Origin of the sequence: Streptomyces nojiriensis, from assembly GCF_017639205.1 — a bacterium.
Taxonomy (GTDB): domain Bacteria; phylum Actinomycetota; class Actinomycetes; order Streptomycetales; family Streptomycetaceae; genus Streptomyces; species Streptomyces nojiriensis.
Genome location: NZ_CP071139.1, coordinates 7,380,857 through 7,400,779 on the forward strand (window position 1 = coordinate 7,380,857; position 19,923 = coordinate 7,400,779).

The following is a 19,923-nucleotide window of genomic DNA, read 5'->3' on the forward strand; positions in this document are numbered from 1 at the left end:
CGCGCGAGCGCCCCGGGCCCGCCCGCGAGCGGGCCCGGGGCCGCCCCTTGCGGTCAGTCCTCGGACGCGGCCAGGCGGGCGAACAGCCCGTGCCGCCGGGCGCCGTCCGGGGCGGCCCAGCCGGCCAGCACCCGGCGCCCCGTGCCGTCACCGGCGGGAGCGGGCCGCAGTACCCGGCACACGGTCAGGGTCGACACCGGGCCTTCCCGACCCACCGGGCCCACGGTGACGAGACTCGCGTCGGCGGTGTCCGTCACGGTCCCGGGGCCGGTCAGGCCCTGCGGCACCCCGGCCGTCTCGGGACGGACCTCGACCGTCGGGTCCGGGATGCCGCTCTCGTTCTGGTCCTGGGCCGTCGTGCGTCCCGCCAGCAGGGCCAGCAACTGCTCGACCAGGACGACGTCGTGGGTCCCGTCGTAGATCCAGCGACGGCCCAGCACACCGTGCTCGGAGGTGCCGATCAGGCCTTCGTCGGCCCCCTCGAGCGGAGCACCGCGGTAGGTCAGCGGGACCAGGTAGGTCGCCGGCTCGTCCCCGGCGGTGTCGGTGACCGCCATGAACTCGATGCCCACCTCGCCTTCGGGGTCGTCGAGCCGGAAACCGCCGGCCTTTTCGAGCTGCGGGGTGTCCGTGCCGCCCCGGTACCAGGGGCGCTGGGGCAGCCAGTCGGCCAGGAGTTCGAGCTTGCCGGGCGACATGGTGGTGCGGTGAATGACAGCCATGATCCACAAACTACCCGGGCGGCAGGGGTGCCGACCGGTCGTGCGGCCCGCCGTCCGCCTCCGGTTCCGAGGCGAACGCCGCCCGCAGTTCCTCCCGTAGCGACCGCTGGAAGGCCGTCACCAGCGCCTGGACCACCATCGGCTGCATGTGCGCCGACAGCGCCTTCATCGACTCCACCCGCTCCGGATCGCTCTCGCCCTCCGTGAACGGCCCCCACACCTCGTCCCGGAACAGCGCCGTCAGCTCGTGCGCCGCCGATCTGGTGTGCTCCATCAGCACCCGGCGCGCCGCCAGGATCGTCTCGTGGGCGATCGGTACGTCGAGCAGCGCGACCCCGAGCCGCAGCAGCCCCACGTCCACCCGGAAACCGTCCCCCGAAGCGGCGAGCACGTTCATCGCCGCCAGCCGCCGGACATCGGTGTCCGACAGGCTCCGCCCCGCCCGCTTCTCCAGCTCCTCCCGCGACACCTCCTGAGCCGCGTCCGGAGCCCAACTGGCCACCATGGCCCGGTGGATGGCCAGGTCGTGGGCGCTCAGGTCGTCGGGCAGCGCATCCAGGTAGCGCTCGATGGCGGACAGGGTCATGCCCTGGTGCTGCAGCTCCTCGATCAGTGCCAGCCGGGACAGGTGTTCCGGCCCGTAGTGCCCCACCCGACGAGGGCCGATCACGGGAGGGGGCAAAAGTCCGCGGGTGCTGTAGAAACGAACGGTGCGCACGGTGACGCCCGCCCTGGCCGCCAGCTCGTCGACGGTGAGCATCGGCTCGGGTGCCTGGTCGGCCATCGTCTGCGCCTCGCTCTCTGCTCCACAGCTTGGGTTCAACAGTATTGCTGTCGCACCAACGATGTGAAACGGCCAGGAGCTGCCCATGACCACGAACCTGCGACTGCCCGGACGACCCGAAGAGATCACCCTGCCGGCCCTGCTGGCCCGCAACGCCGCCGAGTACGGGGAGCTCCCCGCCCTCTCCTGGCGGGCCGGCCCCGACACCGCCGGGTGGACGACCCTCACCTGGAGCGAGGTGCGCCGCAAGGTCGCCGTCCTCGCCTCCGGATACGCCGCCCTCGGCGTCGAGCGCGGCGAACACGTGCTGATGATGATGGGCAACCGCCCCGAGCACTGGCTCAGCGACCTCGCCCTCGTCCACCTCGGCGCCGTGCCCGTCACCGTGTACGGGACCTCCGCCCCCGAGCAGATCGCCCACATCGCCCGCCACAGCCGGGCCCGGGTCGCCGTCGTCGAGGGCGCCCGCGAACTCCTGCGCTGGGAGCCGCTGCTGGCCGACGCCGATGTCCCCCTGGAGCGACTGGTCGTCGCCGAGGCCGCCGAGGCGGGCGGGCACTCCACCTACGGCTCCCTGTACTCCGGCGGGGCCCGGCTCCACCGCGCCGGCGACTTCGAGAAGGCCTGGCAGGAGACGCGCCCCGAGGACCCGCTGACCGTCGTCTACACCTCGGGCACCACCGGCGACCCGAAGGGCGTGCGGCTGACCCACCGCAACCTCATGCTCCAGGCGATCCGCCTCGACCGGCACGTGGACCTGCCCGAGCACGCCGAGCACATCTGCTACCTGCCCTTCGCGCACATAGCCGAGCGGGTCCTCGGGATCTACCTGCCGCTGCTGCGGGCCTCGCACGTGAGGCTGTGCGCCGACCCCGCCGCCGTGTCGGGGGCGGTCCGCGAGCTGCACCCGGTGCAGTTCTTCGGCGTGCCCCGGGTCTGGGAGAAGCTCGCCGCCTCGGTCCGTGCGGTCCTCGCGCAGCTCCCCGAGGCCCAGCGCGCGGCCATCGAGGCGGCCAACGACCTGGCCCGTGCCCGGGCCGCCCACCGGGAGCGGGGCGAGGAGGTGCCGGCCGCGCTCGAAGCCTCGTACGCCGGGGCCAAGGAACAGGTGCTGGACCCGCTGCTGGGGCTGGCGGGCATGGACCGGCTGATGTGGACGGCCAGCGCCACGGCGCCGATGCCGATCGACGTGGTCCGCTTCTGGGCCGGCTGGGGCATCACCATCATGGACGCCTGGGGGCTCACCGAGACCTCGGGCGTGTGCACGGTCAACAGTCCGGACGGCTTCCGGCTCGGCTCGGTGGGCCGCCCGATCGAGGGGCTGGAGCTGAGGCTGGCCGAGGACGGGGAGATCCTCACCCGCGGGGCGACCGTCTTCGGCGGCTACCTGCGGCCGGACGGCTCGGTGGAGAGCGCCGCCGACGACGAGGGCTGGTTCCCGACGGGCGACATCGGCCGCCTCGACGAGGACGGGTTCCTCTGGCTGACCGACCGCAAGAAGGAACTGATCATCACCTCGAACGGCAAGAACGTCTCGCCCGCCCTGGTGGAGAACACGGTCAAGGAACACCCGCTGATCGGCCAGGCCCTGGTACACGGCGACGGCCGCTCCTACCTCGTCGCGCTGCTGGTCCTGGACCCGGAGCTGGCCCCGGTCTGGGCCGCCGCCCGGGGCATCGAGACCGCCTCCCCGACCGAGCTCGCCGCACACCCGGCCGTCCGGGAGGAGATCGCCCGCGCGGTGGAGACGGCCAACGCCCGGCTCAACCGGACCGAGCAGATCAAGCGGTACCGGCTGCTGACCGAGGAGTGGGGCCCCGAAACCGGGGAACTCACCCCCTCCCTCAAACTCCGCCGCCGGGTGGTCCGCGACAAATACGGCGCCCTGATCGACGGCCTCTACGAGGAGCCGTCGGGGACGGCGTAGCCCGGACGCACCGGTGCGGTGGGCGGGATCCGCGCTCACCGCACCGGGGGAGCGGAGCAGGTGAGCCGCCGCGCGGCCGCCCCTGCGGCTACGGCCCTCATCGGTCCGAACGGGGCGAGGAAGCCGTGGCCGTGGCCGCGGGCCACGAGGAGTGCGGCGGCGAATTCGAGATCCGCATCGGCCCGTCCGGCGATCCGGAGGTCGACGCGGCCGAGCCGCCCTCCGCGTCCCCGCCACCCGGCGGCCGGCGCTGACGGCGGTGCTGTTGGACCGGGCGCCACCGGCCCGGTCCGAGAGGACGCCGCTAGCGTCCGATCAGCGGGTAGTGGTCGGATGAGTTGGTACTCACCCGCCGCAGGCAGATCGGCGAAAACATTTCGGGCAGCGCGCCGGCGCGCGCACCTCACCCAAGAGGAGGTCGCCCGGCGGGCCGGCATTGAACGGCACACGCTCAATGGCATCGAGGGGCGGTCATGCTGCGGCTCGCCTCGACACCCTCATCCTCACTGCCGAGGCCATCGGCGTACCGTTTGCACAGCTGGTCCGCGAGTAGCTCCGGCCGACGGGGGGATTGCCGGCCGGGGCAGTCTCATGGCCCTACACCGGCGGGCGGCCGGGTGTAGGGGTGGGCGGCGGAGACGGCAGCGGCGGGCCGGGATCCGGCGGCAGCTTCGGGTTTCCGGAGCCGTGCTTACCCATCTTCAGCTTCCTTCCGTTGAGTCCGTAGATTCCGAGCGGGGGGAACAGGTCGACGCGGGTCGGATAGCCGGCGTCGGCGCAGGGGATGCACAGCAGGTCCCGGCCGTGACTGTGTGCCGTCGTGCGAACGGCTTCGACCAGTTCGACCCAGCAGGCTTCACAGACGACGACGTCGGTCGTCGACGTCACGTACTCGGTGGTGATCACCACAGGTCCGTGGCGATGTCGTACCCGGCGGCCTCGATCGCGGCCGTGGTGCGGTCCAACCAGCCGGGGGCGGGAGTTGCCGCCCCGGTGACCTCGGGGTGGTGGTGGACGACCGTACCCAACCGCGCGCACAGTTCGGCGTAGACCACGGTGCAGGAGATCAGGGCGTGCCAGCCGGCATCGACCGGGCCGGAGGGGGCGAGATCGGTGGCGGCGCTGTGTGCGACCGCGGCGACGAACTTCAAGGCCTCGACCACCCGCTGCTCTGCGGCGACCCAGCCCAGTTCGGGGTGCTGGCGGGCGAGAGCAGCCGTGACGATCATGAAGTCGTCGGCAGGGAGAAGGCTGCGGGGGTCGCTGGCGCGGCGGGGCGCAGTGAGGGTGGCGCCGATAGCCGGAGTCGGGGTTTCGCCCTTACCGGCACTACATGGGGGCGGGGGTGGGCTGGCCATGGGGTCTCCTCGTTGGTTGGTCAGATCAACAGGTGCCGACGACGATCACGGCGAGCACGCCGAACACGATCGCGACGTACAGGGCCTGACGCCCGAGCGCACTCACTGGCCGGCTGCCTGCACGTTGGCCGCGGCGGTCGTGAACTCCCGGCCATCCGACTTCCTGATGTACGCGATGTCGTTGACGCCCTCGGTGATGACGGCCATGAGCTGGCCCTCGATGCCGGAGGCGATGTCGCGGACTCGCTTACGGAGCAGCCGGTGAGGCTGGTACTCGTACATTTCAGTCATCGGACGGCTCCACGTGCTTTGCCGCGGAGCGAAGGAACCGCTCCCAGCCGACAGCCGCACGAGCCACCAGCTCAGCACTGGGCCCCAGCCACAGTTCGGGCAACACGCCTGTTCTGCGTTGCTGTTCGTCTGCGCTGCTCGTCGTCATATGAGGATGATGGGCGGGCGCGCAGATGGGCAGATAGGCCATCGCGTGGCCATCGGTGGCCACGTAGCGGCCACGGCCGGGGACAGACGCGATGACACCTCACACTGGGGCCATGAGCCCCCGAAACGACGCGCTCAGGGCCGCCCGACTCCGGGTCGGGTGGCGCAGCATCGAACAGGCCGCCGGCGCGCTGCAGGCGCACGGCCAACGGTTCCTCGACGACGCCCATTTCACCGTCAGCGCGCGCACGTGGCGCCGGTGGGAAGGCGGTGCACCCGGCTGGCCGCCGGAAGAGACCGCGACCGTGCTGCATGACGCGCTCGGACGGTGGCCCGAGGAGCTGGGATTCACGGCACCCGCCGGCTGGATCCGCCCCGAGGCACACCAAGAGGAAGACGTGAACCGCAGGACCTTCGTCAACGTCACCGCGGCCGCGCTCCTGCCCGGCCCTACCGCCAGGCAGCACGTCGACCCCGCGCTCATCGACTACTTCCAGCAGCAGTTGGAGGGCCACTACCGGGCCGACATGTTCCTCGGGCCGCACGACCTCATCGGCACCGTGTCTGCCCAGTACCAGCTCATCGACAAGCTCGTCCGGTCCGCGCAGGGCGAGACCCGGCGCGGGCTGCTGCGCGTCGGAGCCGCGTACGCGGCGCTCGTCGGCTGGCTCTACCAAGACGCCGGCGACCTCGGCGCGGCCGCGTTCTGGCGGGGGATCACGCAGGAAATAGCGGCCAGGTCCCAGGACCCGCACCTCATCGGCTACAGCCTCGTCAACCTCGCCCACGTGCGGACCGACCTCGGCGACGGCCACGGCGTCATCGACCTGTGCGAGGCCGCCCTCGACGACGACCGCCTGTTCCCGAAGGTGCGGATCATGGCGATGCAGCAGCAGGCCCACGGTGCCAGCCTCACAGGCGACCGTACGGCCGTCGACCGGCTCATCGACGACGCCGGAGAGCTCCTCGGCCGCGTCGACGACGACCTGCCCTGGGGCAACGCCTGCCGCCGCACCCCCGGCTACCTCGAGGTGCAACGGGCCACCTGCTACGGGCGGCTCGGCCTCGGCCGGGAGGCCGAGCATCTGTGGTCGCAGGTCCTCGATGAGGTACCCGCGACGGCCCGCCGGGACCGCGGTGTGTACCTCGCCCGGCACGCCACCGCGGCGGCCGGCGCCCGCCAGCCGGAACAAGCCGTCGAGATCGCCCGCGCGGCCGCCGAGATCGCGGCCGAGACCCGGTCGGCCCGCATGCTGCGTGAACTGCGGGGCCTGGAGCGGGCCATGCGGCCGTGGCACGATGCCCCGGTAGGCCGGGACCTCGCGGAGGTTCTGGCGCCCGTGAACGAGGGGAGCTGACATGGGTGTACCGAAGCCGTTGACGCACGAGGAGATCGCCGAAGGCCTGGAGAAGCTTCCGGGCTGGGTACAGGAGGGCGATGCGATCACCCGGACGTACGAGATCCGCTACCACGCCGCGGTGGCCGCGATCGTCACCATCGCAGACCGGTCCCGGCGCATCCAGCATCACGCCGACCTCGACCTCCGTATCGACCACCTGCGTGCCTCGATCACGACGCACGACGCGGGCAACCGACTGACGCGGGCTGACTTCGACCTTGCGCACCGCATCGACGCGATCGTGGCTGCACACCAGGCCCTCCCGCTGGACTGAGCCCGGACGCACGAAAGCGCCCCCTCCCGACCCCGAAGGGCCGGAAGGGGGCGTTGTGCTGTTCAGGAAACCCCGTACCACTGGCTGGCCCAGCCGGTGTTGATGATGCTCGTTGACTGCCGGGTGAGGCGCGCAGGGACGACAGGCCTAGCGGCCGATCAGGGGGTAGTGGTCGGAGAGGTTGGTGTAGGTGTAGGAGGTGCCCCAGCTGGAGACCGTCCAGGGCGCCGACTGCTCCTTGACCACGTTGTTCTCCCAGCCCGCCGGGCGGGCGTTGCCCTTGCGGTAGAGGACGTAGTCCAGGTCCTCGCGCGGGTCGGTCGGGTAGCGGTAGTTCGCTATCGAGTTCAGCGCGGTGTCGAAGGAGTACGGGTGGCCCGTGCGGCTGTCGGAGTCCGCCAGGTCGGCGTTCGCGAGCAGGCTCGCGTACTCGGGGGTGCGCGAGTCGACGTTGAGGTCGCCCGCCACGATGACCTGCTCGTTCGCCGGGATGTTCTTGCCGTCCAGGAAGGCGTCCACGGCTCGGAACTGACGGGCGCGCATCTCCGCGGCCTCGCCCGCGCCGCAGCCGGGGTCGGTGGACTGCGCGTGCGTGCCGACCACGTGCACCTTGGCGCCGTTCACGTTCAGGACGACGTAGGCGAAGCCCTTGTTGGACCACCAGTCGGCGCCGCAGGCGTCCTTGTAGACGACCTGCTCCTTGCGGAGGATCGGCCACTTGCTGAGGATCGTGACCCCGCCGTCCTCCGGGGTGGTGGCGGAGTACGCGCCGCCCGTGGCGTCCCAGCCGCTCTTGCTGCGGCCGACGACCGGGGTCTGGTACGGGTACTGCGCGGCGGAGCCGGCCTTCAGCGCGTCCGAGGAGCTGTTGTCGAAGGCCTCCTGGAGCACGACCACGTCGTGGCCCTTGTAGAAGGAGGCCTTGGGGATCTCGGCGGCCCGGTGGTCCTGACCCCAGTTCGGGTAGAGGTTCTTGCTCATCAGGAACACGTTGTACGACAGGACGCTGAGCCGCGGGGCGGCGGCGGTCTCCGCGGCCGAGGCGGCCGGCGCGGTGGCGGCGGCCAGCGCGCCCGCGGCGACCGCCGCGACGGCCGTGGCGGCGGCGGCGCGGCGCGAGCGGGGCGAGGAAAGCAGCATGAAGGTCTCCATCATTCCTGCGGGGGAAGATCGACGCCGTCATACAAGCAGCAGCAGTTACCTCTGGGTAACACCCGTGCAGAGACTTTCTGTCCGTGAGACGGCCGTCCGGTGCTCGCATACTTGTCGTATGACGAAGACGGACTCCGCACACCCCGCCGGACCTGCGGCCACGCGCCGCACCGACCCCGCGCCGCCCCCGCCCGGCGGGGTGCTGTGGACCATCGCCGGTGACGTCCGCGCCCTGCTGATGCTGCCCGCCGCCTTCACCATGCAGGTCGCCCACCCCGCGATCGCGGCCGGCGTCGACGAGTACTCCGTCTTCCGCACCGACCCCTGGGGCCGCGGCGAGCGCTCCCTGCGCTCCGTCCAGCTGTGGGTGTACGGAGGGGAGGAGGCGGCCGAGGAGGGCCGCCGGGTGCGCCGCCTGCACAAGGACATCCAGGGCACCGACACCCGCGGCCGCCGGTACCACTCCCTCGACCCCGCCTGCTACGCCTGGGTGCACGCCACCGGCTTCCCGGTCTACCTGTACGCCGGGCGCTACCTGCTGCGCCGTTTCACCCCCGCCCAGGAGCGGCAGCTCTACCGGGAATGGCTCCAGGTGGGCCGGATCCTCGGCCTGCACGACCGGGACATGCCCCAGAGCATCGAGGAGTACTGGACGTACTGGGGCCGGATGCTGGCCGAGGAGATCGAGCCCACCGCGGTCGCCCGCGAGCTGATCTCCACCGAGGTGCGGCTGCCCCGGCCGGAGGCCGGCTCGCCCGCCGTGCGCCTGCTGCTGCGGCTCACCTGGCCGGTGCTGCGGGCCGCCTTCCTGCGCCTGCGGGCCTTCGTCACCGTCGGCTACATGCCGCCCGAGGCCCGCGCCGCGATCGGGCTGGAGTGGAGCCCGGCCCAGGAGCGCAGGCTCCGCCGGTTCAGCACGGCCGTACGGATCCTCGTGCCGCTGCTGCCGGAGCGGCTGCGGTACCTGCCGATCGCCTATCGGGCGCGGGCCGCGTGGCATGCGGGAGGCCGCTGACGGGCTCCGGGACGCACGGGCCCCCGCCGGATGCGGGAGCCCGTGTGCGGTGCGCGGGCCGACGCGGACTCAGTGCCGGTGGCCGGGCCCGGAGCCGTGCTCGGTGTCGTGGATCGTGTTGGTCTCCGCGATCTTCTTCCAGGACTTGGGCTCCGCGGCGGGCTTCGCCGGAGCGGACTGCTGCGGCGAGCGGGCCGCGGGCTTGGCCGCCGACGGGTTCAGGGCCGAGGCCGCCGGCTTGCCCGGGGTGTAGAGCCAGGTCTCGAAGAGCTGCGCGAGGGGCTTCTTCGAGACCTTCTCGGCGTACCGGACGAAGTCCCCGACCTTGGCGTTGCCGTAGGCCCGCTCGGTCGGCCAGCCCTTGAGGATCTCGAAGAACCTCTCGTCGCCGATCTCGTTGCGCAGCGCCTGCAGGGCGATGGCGCCGCGGTCGTAGACAGCCCCGTGGAACTGGTTCTCCGGACCCGGGTCACCCGGCTTGACCTGCCAGAACGCATCCTCGGCCGGGCGCAGGGCGTAGGCCCAGTCGGCCAGCTCCTGCGCCGTCCCCTCGCCCTCCTTCTCCGACCACAGCCACTGGCTGTAGCGGGCGAAGCCCTCGTTGATCCAGATGTCCTTCCAGCCCTCGACGGACACGCTGTCGCCGTACCACTGGTGCGCCAGCTCGTGCACGACCACCGAGACGTTGGCGCCGTTGCGGAACTGGGCCGGGCCGTAGAACGGCCGGGTCTGGGTCTCCAGGGCGAAACCGGCGGTCACGTTCGGCACGTAGCCGCCGAGCGCGTTGAAGGGGTACGGCCCGAAGACCCCCTCCAGCCACTCGGTGACCTCGCCGGTCCGCTCCACGCTCGCGCGGGCCGCGCCCGCGTTGTCGCCGAGGTCCTTGCTGTACGCGTTGAGGATCGGCAGCCCGCTCGCGGTCTTGTCGGTGGTGATGTCGAACTTGCCGACGGCGAGGGTGGCGAGGTAGGTCGCCTGCGGCTTGTTGGAACGCCAGTTGTACCGGGTCCAGCCGAGCCGCGAGGTCTGGGACTGCAGCACGCCGTTGCTGATCGCCTGGGTGCCGTCGGGCACGTTGATCGAGACGTCGAAGGTGGCCTTGTCCAGCGGGTGGTCGTTGCTCGGGAACCACCAGACCGCCGAGTCGGGCTCCTGCGCCGCGACCCCGCCGTCGGGCGTGCGATGCCAGGCCGTCCAGCCGTCCACCTTCAGCTCGGAGGGCTTCCCGGCGTACTTGACGACGACGGACAGCGGGGTGTTGCGCGCCAGCGGCTTCGCCGGGGTGACCTCCAGCTCGTGGGAGCCGGACGTGGCGAACTTCGCCTTGACCCCGTTGACCCGGATCTCGCTGACCTGGAGGCCGAAGTCCAGGTTGAAGCGGGACAGGTCCTCCTTGGCGGTGGCCAGCAGGGTGGCCGTGCCTTCCAGCAGGTCGGTCTTCGGCTGGTACTGCAGGCGCAGGTCGTAGTGCGACACGTCGTATCCGCCGTTGCCGCTGGCCGGGTAGTAGGGATCGCCGATACCCGGGGCGCCCGAACCCGAACCCGCCGCCGACGCCGGGATCACCAGCAGGAGGGAAGCGGCGAGCACGCTCGGGGCGATGACTTTGCGGTGCACGAATGGCTCCAAGTGGTAGGGGAGACAGATCGGTTCACAGAGTGGTCCAAGGCCTTGTCGCTCGACCGTATTCACCCCTGGCCACTCAGGTCATGTCCATGGCCCCTGCTGTCACACGATCGCCATTCGGCCGTCACGCGTCCGCGCGTGGAACGGTGCTGACGCGCCCGCGCGGGTCCGCCCGCCCCGGCCGCACCCGCCCCGGCCTGCGGCCCGACCACCCGGAGGCCCGAACCCGCCGCCACCGCCGACCGCCCGGCCCCACCCGGCGGATCGGCCGGATCGGCACGACGCCCGCCTGCCGCGCACCGGCCCGTGAAGGTGTGCGGCCGCCTTCGCGCCCGGTCGGCGGTGTGGGGCCGCGCCGGGTGGGGAACGCAGGCCCATGAGGAACTTCCCGCCTGCGACCTGTCGCTGGGGCTGGCAGGCCTGCCCGACGACGGGCAGGAACTCGTTCGCGAACTGGCCTGGTACTACGACAACCTCGGCGCTCTCGTGACACACGGAGTGGTGGAGATCGAGCCCGTCTCCGGCTACCTCGGCGGATCCGTGATCACGGTGTGGGAGAAGATGGAACCGCTGGTGGCGGTGGAACGGGCCCGGCGCGCGCAGAACTCCCTGCCCGACCCCAACCGGTGGCAGGAGTACTTCGAGAACCTGTACCACCTCGTCCGGGAGGTGCCTCCCGAGCAGGCTCGCGCCCAGAGCCGGTCCTGGCGGCTGCCCGGCCGCTGACACCCCGTCTGCCCGACGACGTCCCGTCACGGGCTGTCCGGGATACCGAACAGTCGGTACCGTGCCGCGCATGACCCTTCACCCTCGCGCCGCACGACGCTGTTGGCACACTGCCGTCAACCCGCTGCACTCCACCGTCTACTTCTCGCCGGAGATCGCCGCGGAGTTCGCCGCTCTCGGGATAGCCGACCCCGTCGCCGTCAACCTGGCGCACCGCTCCGCCGCGATGGGCGCCGTCGGGGCCGGCACGGTCACCGCCGCCTTCTACAACTACCGGCACGACCTCGTCGCCCGGCACCTGCCCGCCGTCTGGGACACCGTCACTCCCGAGCAGGCCCTCGCCGCCCGGCTGCGCGCCGCCGACGCCGCCCTGACCCGGCTCCTCGGCGCCGACACCGTGAAGTCCCCCGAGGTGGCCGAGGCCGCCGACCTGGCCATGCGCGCCACCGAGGGCTGCACCCGGCACGCCCGCACCCTCTACGCGGCCCACGCCGACCTCCCCGTACCCGAGGCCCCGCACCTGCGCCTGTGGCACGCCACCACCCTGCTGCGCGAGCACCGCGGCGACGGCCACCTCGCCGCCCTGCTCCTCGCGGGCCTGGACCCGGTGGAGGCGCTGGTCAGCCACACCGCCACCGGCAAGGGCATGACCCCGAAGTGGCTCAAGGGCATGCGCGGCTGGACGCAGGACGACCTCGACGCCGCGACCGGCCGGCTGCGCGAGCGCGGCGTCCTCGACGCCGCCGGCGAGCTGACCGAGGAGGGCGCGGCCCTGCGCGAGCGGCTGGAGAGCGATACCGACCGCCTCGACGCCGCCCCCTACGAGCACCTCGGGGCGGACGGTCTGGCCCGCCTCACCGAGCTCGGCGGGGCCCTCGTCGTCAAGGCCGTGACCGCCGGAGCCTTCCCGAAGGACCTCATGGGCCGGGCCTGACCGGCGGGACGGGCAGGGTTCCCGCCGTCCGCCACCGCCACCTGCCACAATTGGCAGCCTTCCAGTGCAAACGAAGGCAGGCGGGACCCGATCGTGACGACGTCCATCGAAGGCAGGATCGCCGAGGAGCTCGGCGTACGGGAGCGGCAGGTCAAGGCCGCCGTCGAGCTGCTCGACGGCGGCTCCACCGTGCCGTTCATCGCGCGCTACCGCAAGGAAGCGACCGAGATGCTCGACGACGCCCAGCTGCGCACCCTCGAGGAGCGGCTGCGGTATCTGCGGGAGCTGGAGGACCGCCGCGCGGCGGTCCTGGACTCCGTACGGGAGCAGGGCAAGCTCACCGACGAACTGGCGGCGCGGATCGCCGCGGCCGACACCAAGGCGCGGCTGGAGGACATCTACCTGCCCTTCAAGCCCAAGCGGCGCACCAAGGCGCAGATCGCCCGCGAGGCCGGCCTGGAGCCGCTCGCCGAGGGCCTGCTGGCCGACCCGTCCGTGGAGCCGGCCGCGGCCGCAGCCGCGTTCGTCGACGCCGACAAGGGCGTCGCCGACCCGGCCGCCGCCCTGGAGGGTGCCCGGGCCATCCTCACCGAGCGGTTCGGCGAGGACGCCGACCTGATCGGTGAGCTGCGCGAGCGCATGTGGGGCCGCGGCCGGCTCGCGGCGAAGGTCCGCGAGGGCAAGGAGGAGGCGGGCGCCAAGTTCGCCGACTACTTCGACTTCGCCGAGCCGTTCACCGCGCTGCCCTCGCACCGCGTCCTCGCCATGCTGCGCGGTGAGAAGGAGGACGTCCTCGACCTCACCCTGGAACCGGAGGAGCCGGGCGAGGTGCCCGGCCCGTCCACGTACGAGGGCATGATCGCCCGTCGCTTCGGGGTGAACGACCGCGGCCGCCCCGGCGACAAATGGCTCGCCGACACCGTCCGCTGGGCCTGGCGTACGAAGATCCAGGTGCACCTCGGCATCGACCTGCGGATGCGGCTGCGCCAGGCCGCCGAGGACGAGGCGGTACGGGTCTTCGCGTCGAACCTGCGCGACCTGCTGCTCGCGGCGCCGGCCGGCACCCGGGCGACGCTCGGCCTGGACCCGGGCTTCCGCACCGGCGTGAAGGTCGCCGTCGTGGACGCGACCGGCAAGGTCGTGGCCACGGACGTGATCTACCCGCACGTGCCCGCCAACAAGTGGGACGAGTCCCTCGCCAAGCTCGCCCGGCTGGCGAAGGAGCACGCCGTCGAGCTGATCGCCATCGGCAACGGCACGGCCTCCCGAGAGACGGACAAGCTGGCCGGGGACCTCATCACGCGCCACCCGGAGCTGAAGCTCACCAAGGTGATGGTCTCGGAGGCGGGCGCCTCCGTGTACTCGGCCTCCGCCTTCGCCTCGCAGGAACTGCCGGACATGGACGTGTCGCTGCGCGGCGCGGTCTCCATCGCCCGCCGCCTGCAGGACCCGCTCGCCGAGCTCGTCAAGATCGACCCGAAGTCGATCGGTGTCGGCCAGTACCAGCACGACCTGTCCGAGGTGAAGCTCTCGCGCTCGCTCGACGCGGTCGTCGAGGACTGTGTGAACGGCGTCGGCGTGGACGTCAACACCGCCTCCGCGCCGCTGCTTTCGCGGGTGTCGGGGATCAGCGGCGGCCTCGCCGAGAACATCGTGGCCCACCGCGACGCCAACGGCCCCTTCCGCAGCCGCAAGGGGCTCAAGGACGTGGCCCGGCTCGGCCCGAAGGCGTACGAGCAGTGCGCGGGCTTCCTGCGGATCCGCGGCGGGGACGACCCGCTGGACTTCTCCAGCGTGCACCCCGAGGCCTACCCGGTGGTCCGGGGCATGGCGAAGACGGCGGGCAGCGAGGTGGCGGCCCTGATCGGCAACTCCGGCGTGCTGCGCTCGCTGCGTCCCGAGCAGTTCGTCACCGAGGCCTTCGGCCTGCCCACCGTCACGGACATCCTGCGCGAGCTGGAGAAGCCGGGCCGCGACCCGCGTCCCGCCTTCAAGACGGCCACCTTCAAGGAGGGCGTCGAGAAGATCGGCGACCTGGCCCCCGGCATGATCCTGGAGGGCGTGGTCACCAACGTGGCCGCCTTCGGCGCCTTCATCGACATCGGCGTCCACCAGGACGGGCTGGCCCACGTCTCGGCGCTGTCGAAGAACTTCGTCAAGGACCCCCGTGACGTGGTCAAGCCGGGCGACATCGTCCGCGTGAAGGTCATGGACGTGGACATCCCGCGCAAGCGGATCTCGCTGACCCTGCGGCTGGAGGACGAGGCCGGCGCGGAGCGCGGCGCGGGCGCTCCCCGCCAGCGCGAGGACCGGCGCGGCGGCGGTGGCGGCGGTGGCCGTCCGCCGCAGCAGCGCGGCGGGTCCGGCGCCCGAGAGGGCGGCCGCAACCAGGGCCAGGGCCAGGGCGGCCAGGGCGGCCAGGGCGAGCGCGGCCAGGGCCGTCGGCAGGGCGGCGGCAGCGCCCCCGCCCCCGCCAACAGCGCGATGGCCGACGCCCTGCGCCGGGCCGGCCTCACCGCCCCCGAGGAGCGCCGCAAGAAGTAGGAGCCGCCAAGGGTGTCTTGCAGCCACCCGGCGCGTGTCGGTCTTGGTACCGAGTGGCCGAATAGCTTCCCCACCTGGGGACTTGCCTTGCCAACTCCCGTACAAGATCTGTAGGCATGGTGGAACGCCCGTTCGTCGGTCGGCGGACGGGCTTCCGCGTTTTCCCCTCAGGACCGCATTCCCCGAGGCCGCCTCGAAGGCACAGGACGTCATGCCCATGCCCACACACGCCTACCGCCGTTGCCCCGGAAAGGGTCCGAAGAGGGATCACATGCCCCACCGGCAACTCAGCATTCGCAAAAGGTGCGAGCAGATTCTCGGCCATCTGGATCTGACCCACCCCTTCTCCCTCGACGACCTGTGCCGCCGGATAGCCGAGCGGCGCGGCCGTCCCATCCGGCTCCATCCGCTCCCCAAGGAAGCGGCGGAGTCCGGAGTCTGCGGACTGTGGGTGGGCACGGCCAGCGTCGACTACGTCTTCTACGAGGCGCAGACCACCCCGCTGCACCGGGAGCACATCGTCCTCCACGAGCTGGGCCACATCCTCTTCGGCCACCACTCCCTGGAAGGGGAGGAGACCGACGGGAACGCCCCCGTGGTGCTCGGCCGCACCAACTACACCACCCGGCAGGAGCAGGAGGCGGAGATGCTCGCCAGCATGATCCGCATCCGCACGGCGAACGCCGGCCCGCGGCCCGCGAACGGCGCGCGCGGCACCCTGGCCCGACTGGAGTCCGCCATGGGATACGAGCGGGGCAACGATGGCAGCTGACCTGACCGCCTTCGGCAACTGGCTCGCCGTCCCCGGCGTGGTGTGCCTGTGGACCGCCGTCCTGCTCCGCGCCCCCGGAGCCCTGCGCTCCCCCCAGCAGCGCGGCCTGTGGCTGGCCGTCGCCACCGCCGCCGCCGCGATGACCCTCAACCTCCCCGACGTCGTCTCGTACGCGATGAGCCGCGGCCCGGGTTACGCCCACACCATCGGCCTCGTCCGCAACCTCATCGGGGTGCTGTCGGCCGGCGCCGTCCTCTACTTCGTGGCCGCCACCACCCGCGGCCGCCGGCTCCAGATCACCGCCTGCGTCGCCACCGTGGCCTGGCTCGGCGCCCTCCTCGCCCTGGACGCGGCCGCGCCCGGGCACGGCACGCACACCATGCCGCCGGTCGGCGACCCGGTGCCCTCCCTCGCGTACTGGCTGGTCCTGATCTCCGCGCACGTGACCGCCAACATCGTCTGCGTGGGCCTGTGCTCGCGCTACAGCCGCCGTACCGAGAGCCGGGGCCTGGCCGCCGGACTGCGGCTGTTCGGCCTCGGCACCGCGCTCGCCGGACTGTTCTGGCTGGCGTACCTGCTCAAGGCCCTGTTCGGCAGCACCTGGGCGATGCCCGCCCTCCCGCTGCTCATGAACCTGCACGGCCTGCTGCGCGCCGCCGCGATCCTCGTGCCCACCCTGTTCACCCTCCGGCGCACCTGCACCGACATCGCCACCACCTGGCGGCTGTGGCCGCTGTGGCGCGACCTGGTCGAAGCGGTGCCGCACGTGGCGCTCAACAAGCCGCGCGCCTGGCGGGTGATGGAGCTGCTGTGGCCGCCGGTCCCGCGCAACCTGCTCGTGTACCGCAAGGTCATCGAGACGCGCGACGCGATCCTGATCCTGGGCGAGTACGTGGCCCCGGGCGCCCTGGAACAGGCCCGCGGCGAGGCCGCCGGACACGGGGTCCCCGAGCAGCGGGCCACCGCCACCGCGCTGGCCCGCGTACTGAAGGAGGCCCGGCAGGCCAAGCTCGACGGGGCGCCCGGGCAGCCGGGCGAGGCGGCGGCGCTGGAACTGCCCGCCGCGATCCACACCTCGCAGGAGGGTGGGGACCTGGCGGACGAGGCCCGGTTCCTCGTCGACGTCGCCCAGGCGTACGCCGCGCCCGCCACCACAAGGAAGTGAAACGCTCTTGACCACCGTACTGATCACCGGGGCCAGCGCCGGACTGGGCGCGGCCTTCGCCCGCGGTTTCGCCGCCAAGGGCTGCGACCTGGTCCTCGTCGCCCGTGACAAGGACCGGCTCGACGCCGTCGCCGCAGGACTGGTCCGGGAATACGGCACCGCGTCCGAGGTGCTGCCCGCCGACCTGCTGGACCCGGCGGACTGCGCGGCCGTCGTCGAGCGGCTCGCCGACCCGGTCCGGCCCGTGGACATCCTGGTAAACAACGCGGGCTTCGGACTCCCCGCGCCCTTCCCGTACAGCCCGGTCGAGGACGAGGAGCGGATGCTCGACCTGCTGGTCAAGGTCCCGCTCCGGCTCACCCACGCCGTGCTGCCGGGCCTGCGCGCACGCCGCCGGGGCGCGGTCCTCAACGTCTCCTCGGTGGCGGGACTCCTGCCGACCGGGACCTACGGGGCCGCCAAGGCCTGGATCACCGCCTTCAGCGAGTCGCTCCGGGTGGACATGGCGCCGTACGGGGTCCGGGTGCTGGCCGTGGTCCCCGGCTTCACCCGCACCGAGTTCCAGGAGCGGGCCGGCATGGACGTCAGCGCGCTGCGCGACGCGGTCTGGCTGGAGCCGGAGGCCGTGGTCGCGCGAGCCCTGAAGGACCTCGCCCTGCGCCGCCCGGTGAGCATCACCGGCCGCCGCTACCGCGCGTACGCCCTCGCCGCCCGCCACCTCCCGCGCACCTTCGTGGCGGCCCGGATGGCCCGCAAGCGCCGGCCGCCGCAAGGGACCTGAACGGGAGATCTCGCGCAGGCCTGCGGCGGGTCGTGGGAGAGGATGTCCGGGTGATCTTCGAACCGCTCTTCGACGGCGACCGCGTCCGCCTTCCGGAAGGCGACGGCGCGCTGCCCGACGCCGCGCCCGGGGGCGTGCTGTGCGCGTCGGCCGTCCGGGAGGCCGACCCGGCCGCCGTTCCGCCGGAGATCCGCACCCGCTCGGGGGAGATCGTTTTCGTGACGTCCGTCCTGAGGACCGAGCTGGAGCGGTTCTGCACCGACAACGGGATCCCGTTGCGCTCCCGGCCCGATGTCTGGGGCGACCTGCTCGAACCCTTCCTCGACACCGGGTCCGACCGCCGGACCCGGGCGGCGACCCTGGAGCGGCTGGCCGATGCCGGGGTCGACGCAACCGAGGCGGCCGCGATCCGGGAGCGGGTGGGGCCGCTCATGGCGGCCTACAACTCCGTGCACTGGGACTGGTTCCACCTCGGCCTCGCCGATCTCCTCGACGCGGCCGGCTCCGACCTCGTCCCCGAGGAACTCCGCATCCCGCCCGGGGACCTGCGCGCCTTCCGCGCGTGGGCCACGGACATCGCCGCCCGCCCGGACCGGCTTCCTTAGAGCTCGGTGACCTTGCCGCCCGCGACCTCCAGGCGGCGGGTCACGTGCACCGCGTCCAGCATGCGGCGGTCGTGGGTGACCAGTAGGAGGGTGCCCTCGTAGGCGTCGAGGGCCGACTCCAGCTGTTCGATCGCCGGCAGGTCGAGGTGGTTGGTCGGCTCGTCCAGGACCAGCAGGTTCACCCCGCGGCCCTGGAGCAGGGCCAGCGCCGCACGGGTGCGCTCGCCCGGGGAGAGGGTGGCCGCCGGGCGCAGGACGTGGGCCGCCTTCAGGCCGAACTTGGCCAACAGTGTGCGGACCTCGGCCGGCTCGGTCTCGGGGACCGCCGCGCAGAAGGCTTCGAGCAGCGGTTCGTCGCCGAGGAACAGGCCGCGCGCCTGGTCCACCTCGCCGACCAGGACGCCGGAGCCGAGGGTGGCGGAGCCGGAGTCCGGGGCCAGCCGGCCCAGCAGGACGGCGAGGAGGGTGGACTTCCCGGCGCCGTTGGCCCCGGTGATCGCCACCCGGTCCGCCCAGTCGATCTGCAGACTGGCCGGGCCGAAGGCGAAGTCGCCGCGCTTGACCGAGGCCTCGCGCAGGGTGGCCACCACCGCGCCGGAGCGCGGGGCCGCCGCGATCTCCATGCGCAGCTCCCACTCCTTGCGGGGCTCGTCGACGACCTCCAGCCGCTCGATCGCCCGAGCCGTCTGGCGGGCCTTGGCGGCCTGCTTCTCGCTCGACTCGCCCCGCAGGTTCTTGCCGATCTTGTCGTTGTCGGAAGCCTTGCGGCGGGCGTTGCGCACGCCCTTGTCCATCCAGTTGCGCTGCATCTGCGCCCGGCCTTCGAGGGCCGACTTCTTGCCCGCGTACTCCTCGAACTCCTCGCGGGCGTGGTTGCGGGCGCGCTCGCGCTCCTCCAGGTAGGAGTCGTAGCCGCCGCCGTAGAGGTTGATCTGCTGCTGCGCGAGGTCGAGTTCGAGGACCTTGGTGACCGTCCGGGTCAGGAACTCGCGGTCGTGGCTGATCACGACCGTGCCGGCCCGCAGCCCCTTGACGAACCGCTCCAGCCGCTCCAGACCGTCCAGGTCGAGGTCGTTGGTGGGCTCGTCGAGCAGGAAGACGTCGTAACGGGACAGCAGGAGCGAGGCGAGGCCCGCGCGGGCCGCCTGACCGCCGGAGAGCGCCGTCATGGGCAGGTCGAGACCGACGGCGAGGCCCAGCTCGTCGGCGACCTCCTGGGCCCGCTCGTCGAGGTCGGCACCGCCGAGGTTCAGCCACATGTCCAGCGCGGTCGCGTACGCGTCGTCCGCGCCCGGCGTCCCGTCCACCAGACCCTGCGTCGCCGCGTCCAGCTCGGCCTGCGCGGCCGCCACGCCCGTACGGCGGGCCAGGAACTCACGGACCGACTCCTCGGGCCGGCGCTCCGGCTCCTGCGGCAGGTGACCGACGGCGGCGCCGGGCGGGGAGAGCCGCAGCTCCCCGGTCTCGGGGGTGTCCAGCCCGGCGAGCAGCCGCAGCAGGGTGGACTTCCCGGCGCCGTTCACGCCGACGAGGCCGATGACGTCGCCGGGGGCGACGACGAGGTCGAGATCGGCGAACAGGGTGCGCTCACCGTGCGCGGCGGTGAGCTTCTTGGCGACGAGGGTTGCAGTCATGATGTGCCGATCCTATCCGCGCGCGGACGGCCCCCGGCATGGCCGGATAGGTGGGAAGCCCGTCAT

At 72.4% G+C, this 19,923-nt stretch carries 20 protein-coding genes; 12 read left to right on the forward strand and 8 right to left on the reverse strand.

All coding sequences use genetic code 11. The annotated features are described in order from the left end of the window. Positions 1-53 precede the first annotated feature (53 nt). Together JYK04_RS34100 and JYK04_RS34105 are read right to left on the reverse strand one after the other, a co-directional pair. Positions 54-722, reverse strand: a complete 669-nt coding sequence (locus tag JYK04_RS34100; RefSeq protein ID WP_189741125.1) for a maltokinase N-terminal cap-like domain-containing protein — start codon at positions 720-722, stop codon at positions 54-56. A 10-nt stretch (positions 723-732) separates the two neighbouring features. Further along, positions 733-1,506, reverse strand: coding sequence for a MerR family transcriptional regulator (locus JYK04_RS34105; protein ID WP_189741128.1), 774 nt, complete (start codon positions 1,504-1,506; stop codon positions 733-735). Between the two features lie 85 nt (positions 1,507-1,591). Here JYK04_RS34105 and JYK04_RS34110 point away from each other — a divergent pair, with 85 nt between their 5' ends. Both JYK04_RS34110 and JYK04_RS42000 read left to right on the forward strand, forming a co-directional pair. Next, entirely contained in the window at positions 1,592-3,433 is a 1,842-nt protein-coding gene (locus JYK04_RS34110; RefSeq protein WP_189741130.1) for an AMP-dependent synthetase/ligase, read from the forward strand. A 131-nt stretch (positions 3,434-3,564) separates the two neighbouring features. After that, a complete protein-coding gene (locus JYK04_RS42000) occupies positions 3,565-3,687 on the forward strand; it encodes a hypothetical protein (protein WP_268254155.1) in 123 nt (40 codons plus the stop codon). A gap of 343 nt (positions 3,688-4,030) precedes the next feature. On the opposite strand, the gene JYK04_RS34115 is transcribed toward JYK04_RS42000, so the two are convergent. The 3 genes from JYK04_RS34115 to JYK04_RS34125 form a co-directional block, all read right to left on the reverse strand. Beyond that, on the reverse strand, positions 4,031-4,339 hold the full coding sequence (locus JYK04_RS34115; RefSeq protein WP_373297465.1) for a hypothetical protein: 309 nt from the start codon (positions 4,337-4,339) through the stop codon (positions 4,031-4,033). Beyond that, a complete protein-coding gene (locus tag JYK04_RS34120; protein WP_189741134.1) occupies positions 4,336-4,662 on the reverse strand; it encodes a hypothetical protein in 327 nt (108 codons plus the stop codon). Before JYK04_RS34120 ends, JYK04_RS34115 begins: the two co-directional genes overlap by 4 nt. A 231-nt stretch (positions 4,663-4,893) precedes the next feature. Beyond that, positions 4,894-5,082, reverse strand: coding sequence for a hypothetical protein (locus tag JYK04_RS34125; protein ID WP_189741136.1), 189 nt, complete (start codon positions 5,080-5,082; stop codon positions 4,894-4,896). A gap of 260 nt (positions 5,083-5,342) precedes the next feature. On the opposite strand from JYK04_RS34125, the gene JYK04_RS34130 reads away from it, so the two are divergent. Both JYK04_RS34130 and JYK04_RS34135 read left to right on the forward strand, forming a co-directional pair. Further along, positions 5,343-6,587, forward strand: coding sequence for an NsdA family TPR-like regulatory protein (locus tag JYK04_RS34130; RefSeq protein ID WP_229875876.1), 1,245 nt, complete (start codon positions 5,343-5,345; stop codon positions 6,585-6,587). A 1-nt stretch (position 6,588) separates the two neighbouring features. After that, positions 6,589-6,903 carry a 4a-hydroxytetrahydrobiopterin dehydratase gene (locus JYK04_RS34135; RefSeq protein ID WP_189741142.1) on the forward strand — a complete coding sequence of 105 codons (315 nt, stop codon included), beginning with the start codon at positions 6,589-6,591 and terminating at the stop codon, positions 6,901-6,903. A 147-nt stretch (positions 6,904-7,050) separates the two neighbouring features. On the opposite strand, the gene sph is transcribed toward JYK04_RS34135, so the two are convergent. After that, a complete protein-coding gene (sph, locus tag JYK04_RS34140) occupies positions 7,051-8,043 on the reverse strand; it encodes a sphingomyelin phosphodiesterase (RefSeq protein ID WP_189741145.1) in 993 nt (330 codons plus the stop codon). Positions 8,044-8,173: 130 nt separating this feature from the next. Here sph and JYK04_RS34145 point away from each other — a divergent pair, with 130 nt between their 5' ends. Then, positions 8,174-9,070: an oxygenase MpaB family protein gene (locus JYK04_RS34145; protein ID WP_189741148.1), complete on the forward strand. Its 897-nt coding sequence runs from the start codon at positions 8,174-8,176 to the stop codon at positions 9,068-9,070. 69 nt (positions 9,071-9,139) lie between these two features. Here the strand turns inward: JYK04_RS34145 and JYK04_RS34150 are convergent, their stop codons facing one another. Continuing rightward, positions 9,140-10,687: a M1 family metallopeptidase gene (locus JYK04_RS34150; protein ID WP_189741151.1), complete on the reverse strand. Its 1,548-nt coding sequence runs from the start codon at positions 10,685-10,687 to the stop codon at positions 9,140-9,142. 321 nt (positions 10,688-11,008) lie between these two features. On the opposite strand from JYK04_RS34150, the gene JYK04_RS34155 reads away from it, so the two are divergent. The 7 genes from JYK04_RS34155 (at position 11,009) to JYK04_RS34185 (ending at position 18,223) form a co-directional block, all read left to right on the forward strand. Continuing rightward, a complete protein-coding gene (locus JYK04_RS34155; RefSeq protein WP_189741154.1) occupies positions 11,009-11,422 on the forward strand; it encodes a DUF4760 domain-containing protein in 414 nt (137 codons plus the stop codon). Positions 11,423-11,492: 70 nt separating this feature from the next. Beyond that, entirely contained in the window at positions 11,493-12,356 is an 864-nt protein-coding gene (locus JYK04_RS34160) for an SCO6745 family protein (protein ID WP_189741157.1), read from the forward strand. A gap of 93 nt (positions 12,357-12,449) precedes the next feature. Further along, positions 12,450-14,900 carry a Tex family protein gene (locus JYK04_RS34165; RefSeq protein WP_189741159.1) on the forward strand — a complete coding sequence of 817 codons (2,451 nt, stop codon included), beginning with the start codon at positions 12,450-12,452 and terminating at the stop codon, positions 14,898-14,900. 271 nt (positions 14,901-15,171) lie between these two features. Next, positions 15,172-15,672 carry an ImmA/IrrE family metallo-endopeptidase gene (locus tag JYK04_RS34170; RefSeq protein ID WP_189741162.1) on the forward strand — a complete coding sequence of 167 codons (501 nt, stop codon included), beginning with the start codon at positions 15,172-15,174 and terminating at the stop codon, positions 15,670-15,672. Then, positions 15,662-16,837 carry an MAB_1171c family putative transporter gene (locus tag JYK04_RS34175; protein ID WP_189741166.1) on the forward strand — a complete coding sequence of 392 codons (1,176 nt, stop codon included), beginning with the start codon at positions 15,662-15,664 and terminating at the stop codon, positions 16,835-16,837. The genes JYK04_RS34170 and JYK04_RS34175 overlap by 11 nt, the downstream gene beginning before the upstream one ends. A gap of 7 nt (positions 16,838-16,844) precedes the next feature. Further along, a complete protein-coding gene (locus tag JYK04_RS34180; protein WP_189741168.1) occupies positions 16,845-17,618 on the forward strand; it encodes an SDR family NAD(P)-dependent oxidoreductase in 774 nt (257 codons plus the stop codon). Between the two features lie 50 nt (positions 17,619-17,668). Next, positions 17,669-18,223, forward strand: coding sequence for a hypothetical protein (locus JYK04_RS34185; RefSeq protein ID WP_189741171.1), 555 nt, complete (start codon positions 17,669-17,671; stop codon positions 18,221-18,223). On the opposite strand, the gene JYK04_RS34190 is transcribed toward JYK04_RS34185, so the two are convergent. Continuing rightward, complete coding sequence (locus tag JYK04_RS34190) at positions 18,220-19,857, reverse strand: ABC-F family ATP-binding cassette domain-containing protein (RefSeq protein ID WP_189741174.1); 1,638 nt, start codon at positions 19,855-19,857, stop codon at positions 18,220-18,222. The genes JYK04_RS34185 and JYK04_RS34190 overlap by 4 nt on opposite strands. Positions 19,858-19,923: the final 66 nt, after the last annotated feature.

Coding starts and splice junctions, on each gene's coding strand:
- JYK04_RS34100 (WP_189741125.1), bottom strand. CDS start 722: ATGGCTGTCATTCACCGCACCACCATGTCGCCCGGCAAGCTCGAACTC.
- JYK04_RS34105 (WP_189741128.1), bottom strand. CDS start 1,506: ATGGCCGACCAGGCACCCGAGCCGATGCTCACCGTCGACGAGCTGGCG.
- JYK04_RS34110 (WP_189741130.1), top strand. CDS start 1,592: ATGACCACGAACCTGCGACTGCCCGGACGACCCGAAGAGATCACCCTG.
- JYK04_RS34120 (WP_189741134.1), bottom strand. CDS start 4,662: ATGATCGTCACGGCTGCTCTCGCCCGCCAGCACCCCGAACTGGGCTGG.
- JYK04_RS34125 (WP_189741136.1), bottom strand. CDS start 5,082: ATGACTGAAATGTACGAGTACCAGCCTCACCGGCTGCTCCGTAAGCGA.
- JYK04_RS34130 (WP_229875876.1), top strand. CDS start 5,343: ATGAGCCCCCGAAACGACGCGCTCAGGGCCGCCCGACTCCGGGTCGGG.
- JYK04_RS34135 (WP_189741142.1), top strand. CDS start 6,589: ATGGGTGTACCGAAGCCGTTGACGCACGAGGAGATCGCCGAAGGCCTG.
- sph (WP_189741145.1), bottom strand. CDS start 8,043: ATGCTGCTTTCCTCGCCCCGCTCGCGCCGCGCCGCCGCCGCCACGGCC.
- JYK04_RS34145 (WP_189741148.1), top strand. CDS start 8,174: ATGACGAAGACGGACTCCGCACACCCCGCCGGACCTGCGGCCACGCGC.
- JYK04_RS34160 (WP_189741157.1), top strand. CDS start 11,493: ATGACCCTTCACCCTCGCGCCGCACGACGCTGTTGGCACACTGCCGTC.
- JYK04_RS34170 (WP_189741162.1), top strand. CDS start 15,172: ATGCCCCACCGGCAACTCAGCATTCGCAAAAGGTGCGAGCAGATTCTC.
- JYK04_RS34175 (WP_189741166.1), top strand. CDS start 15,662: ATGGCAGCTGACCTGACCGCCTTCGGCAACTGGCTCGCCGTCCCCGGC.
- JYK04_RS34190 (WP_189741174.1), bottom strand. CDS start 19,857: ATGACTGCAACCCTCGTCGCCAAGAAGCTCACCGCCGCGCACGGTGAG.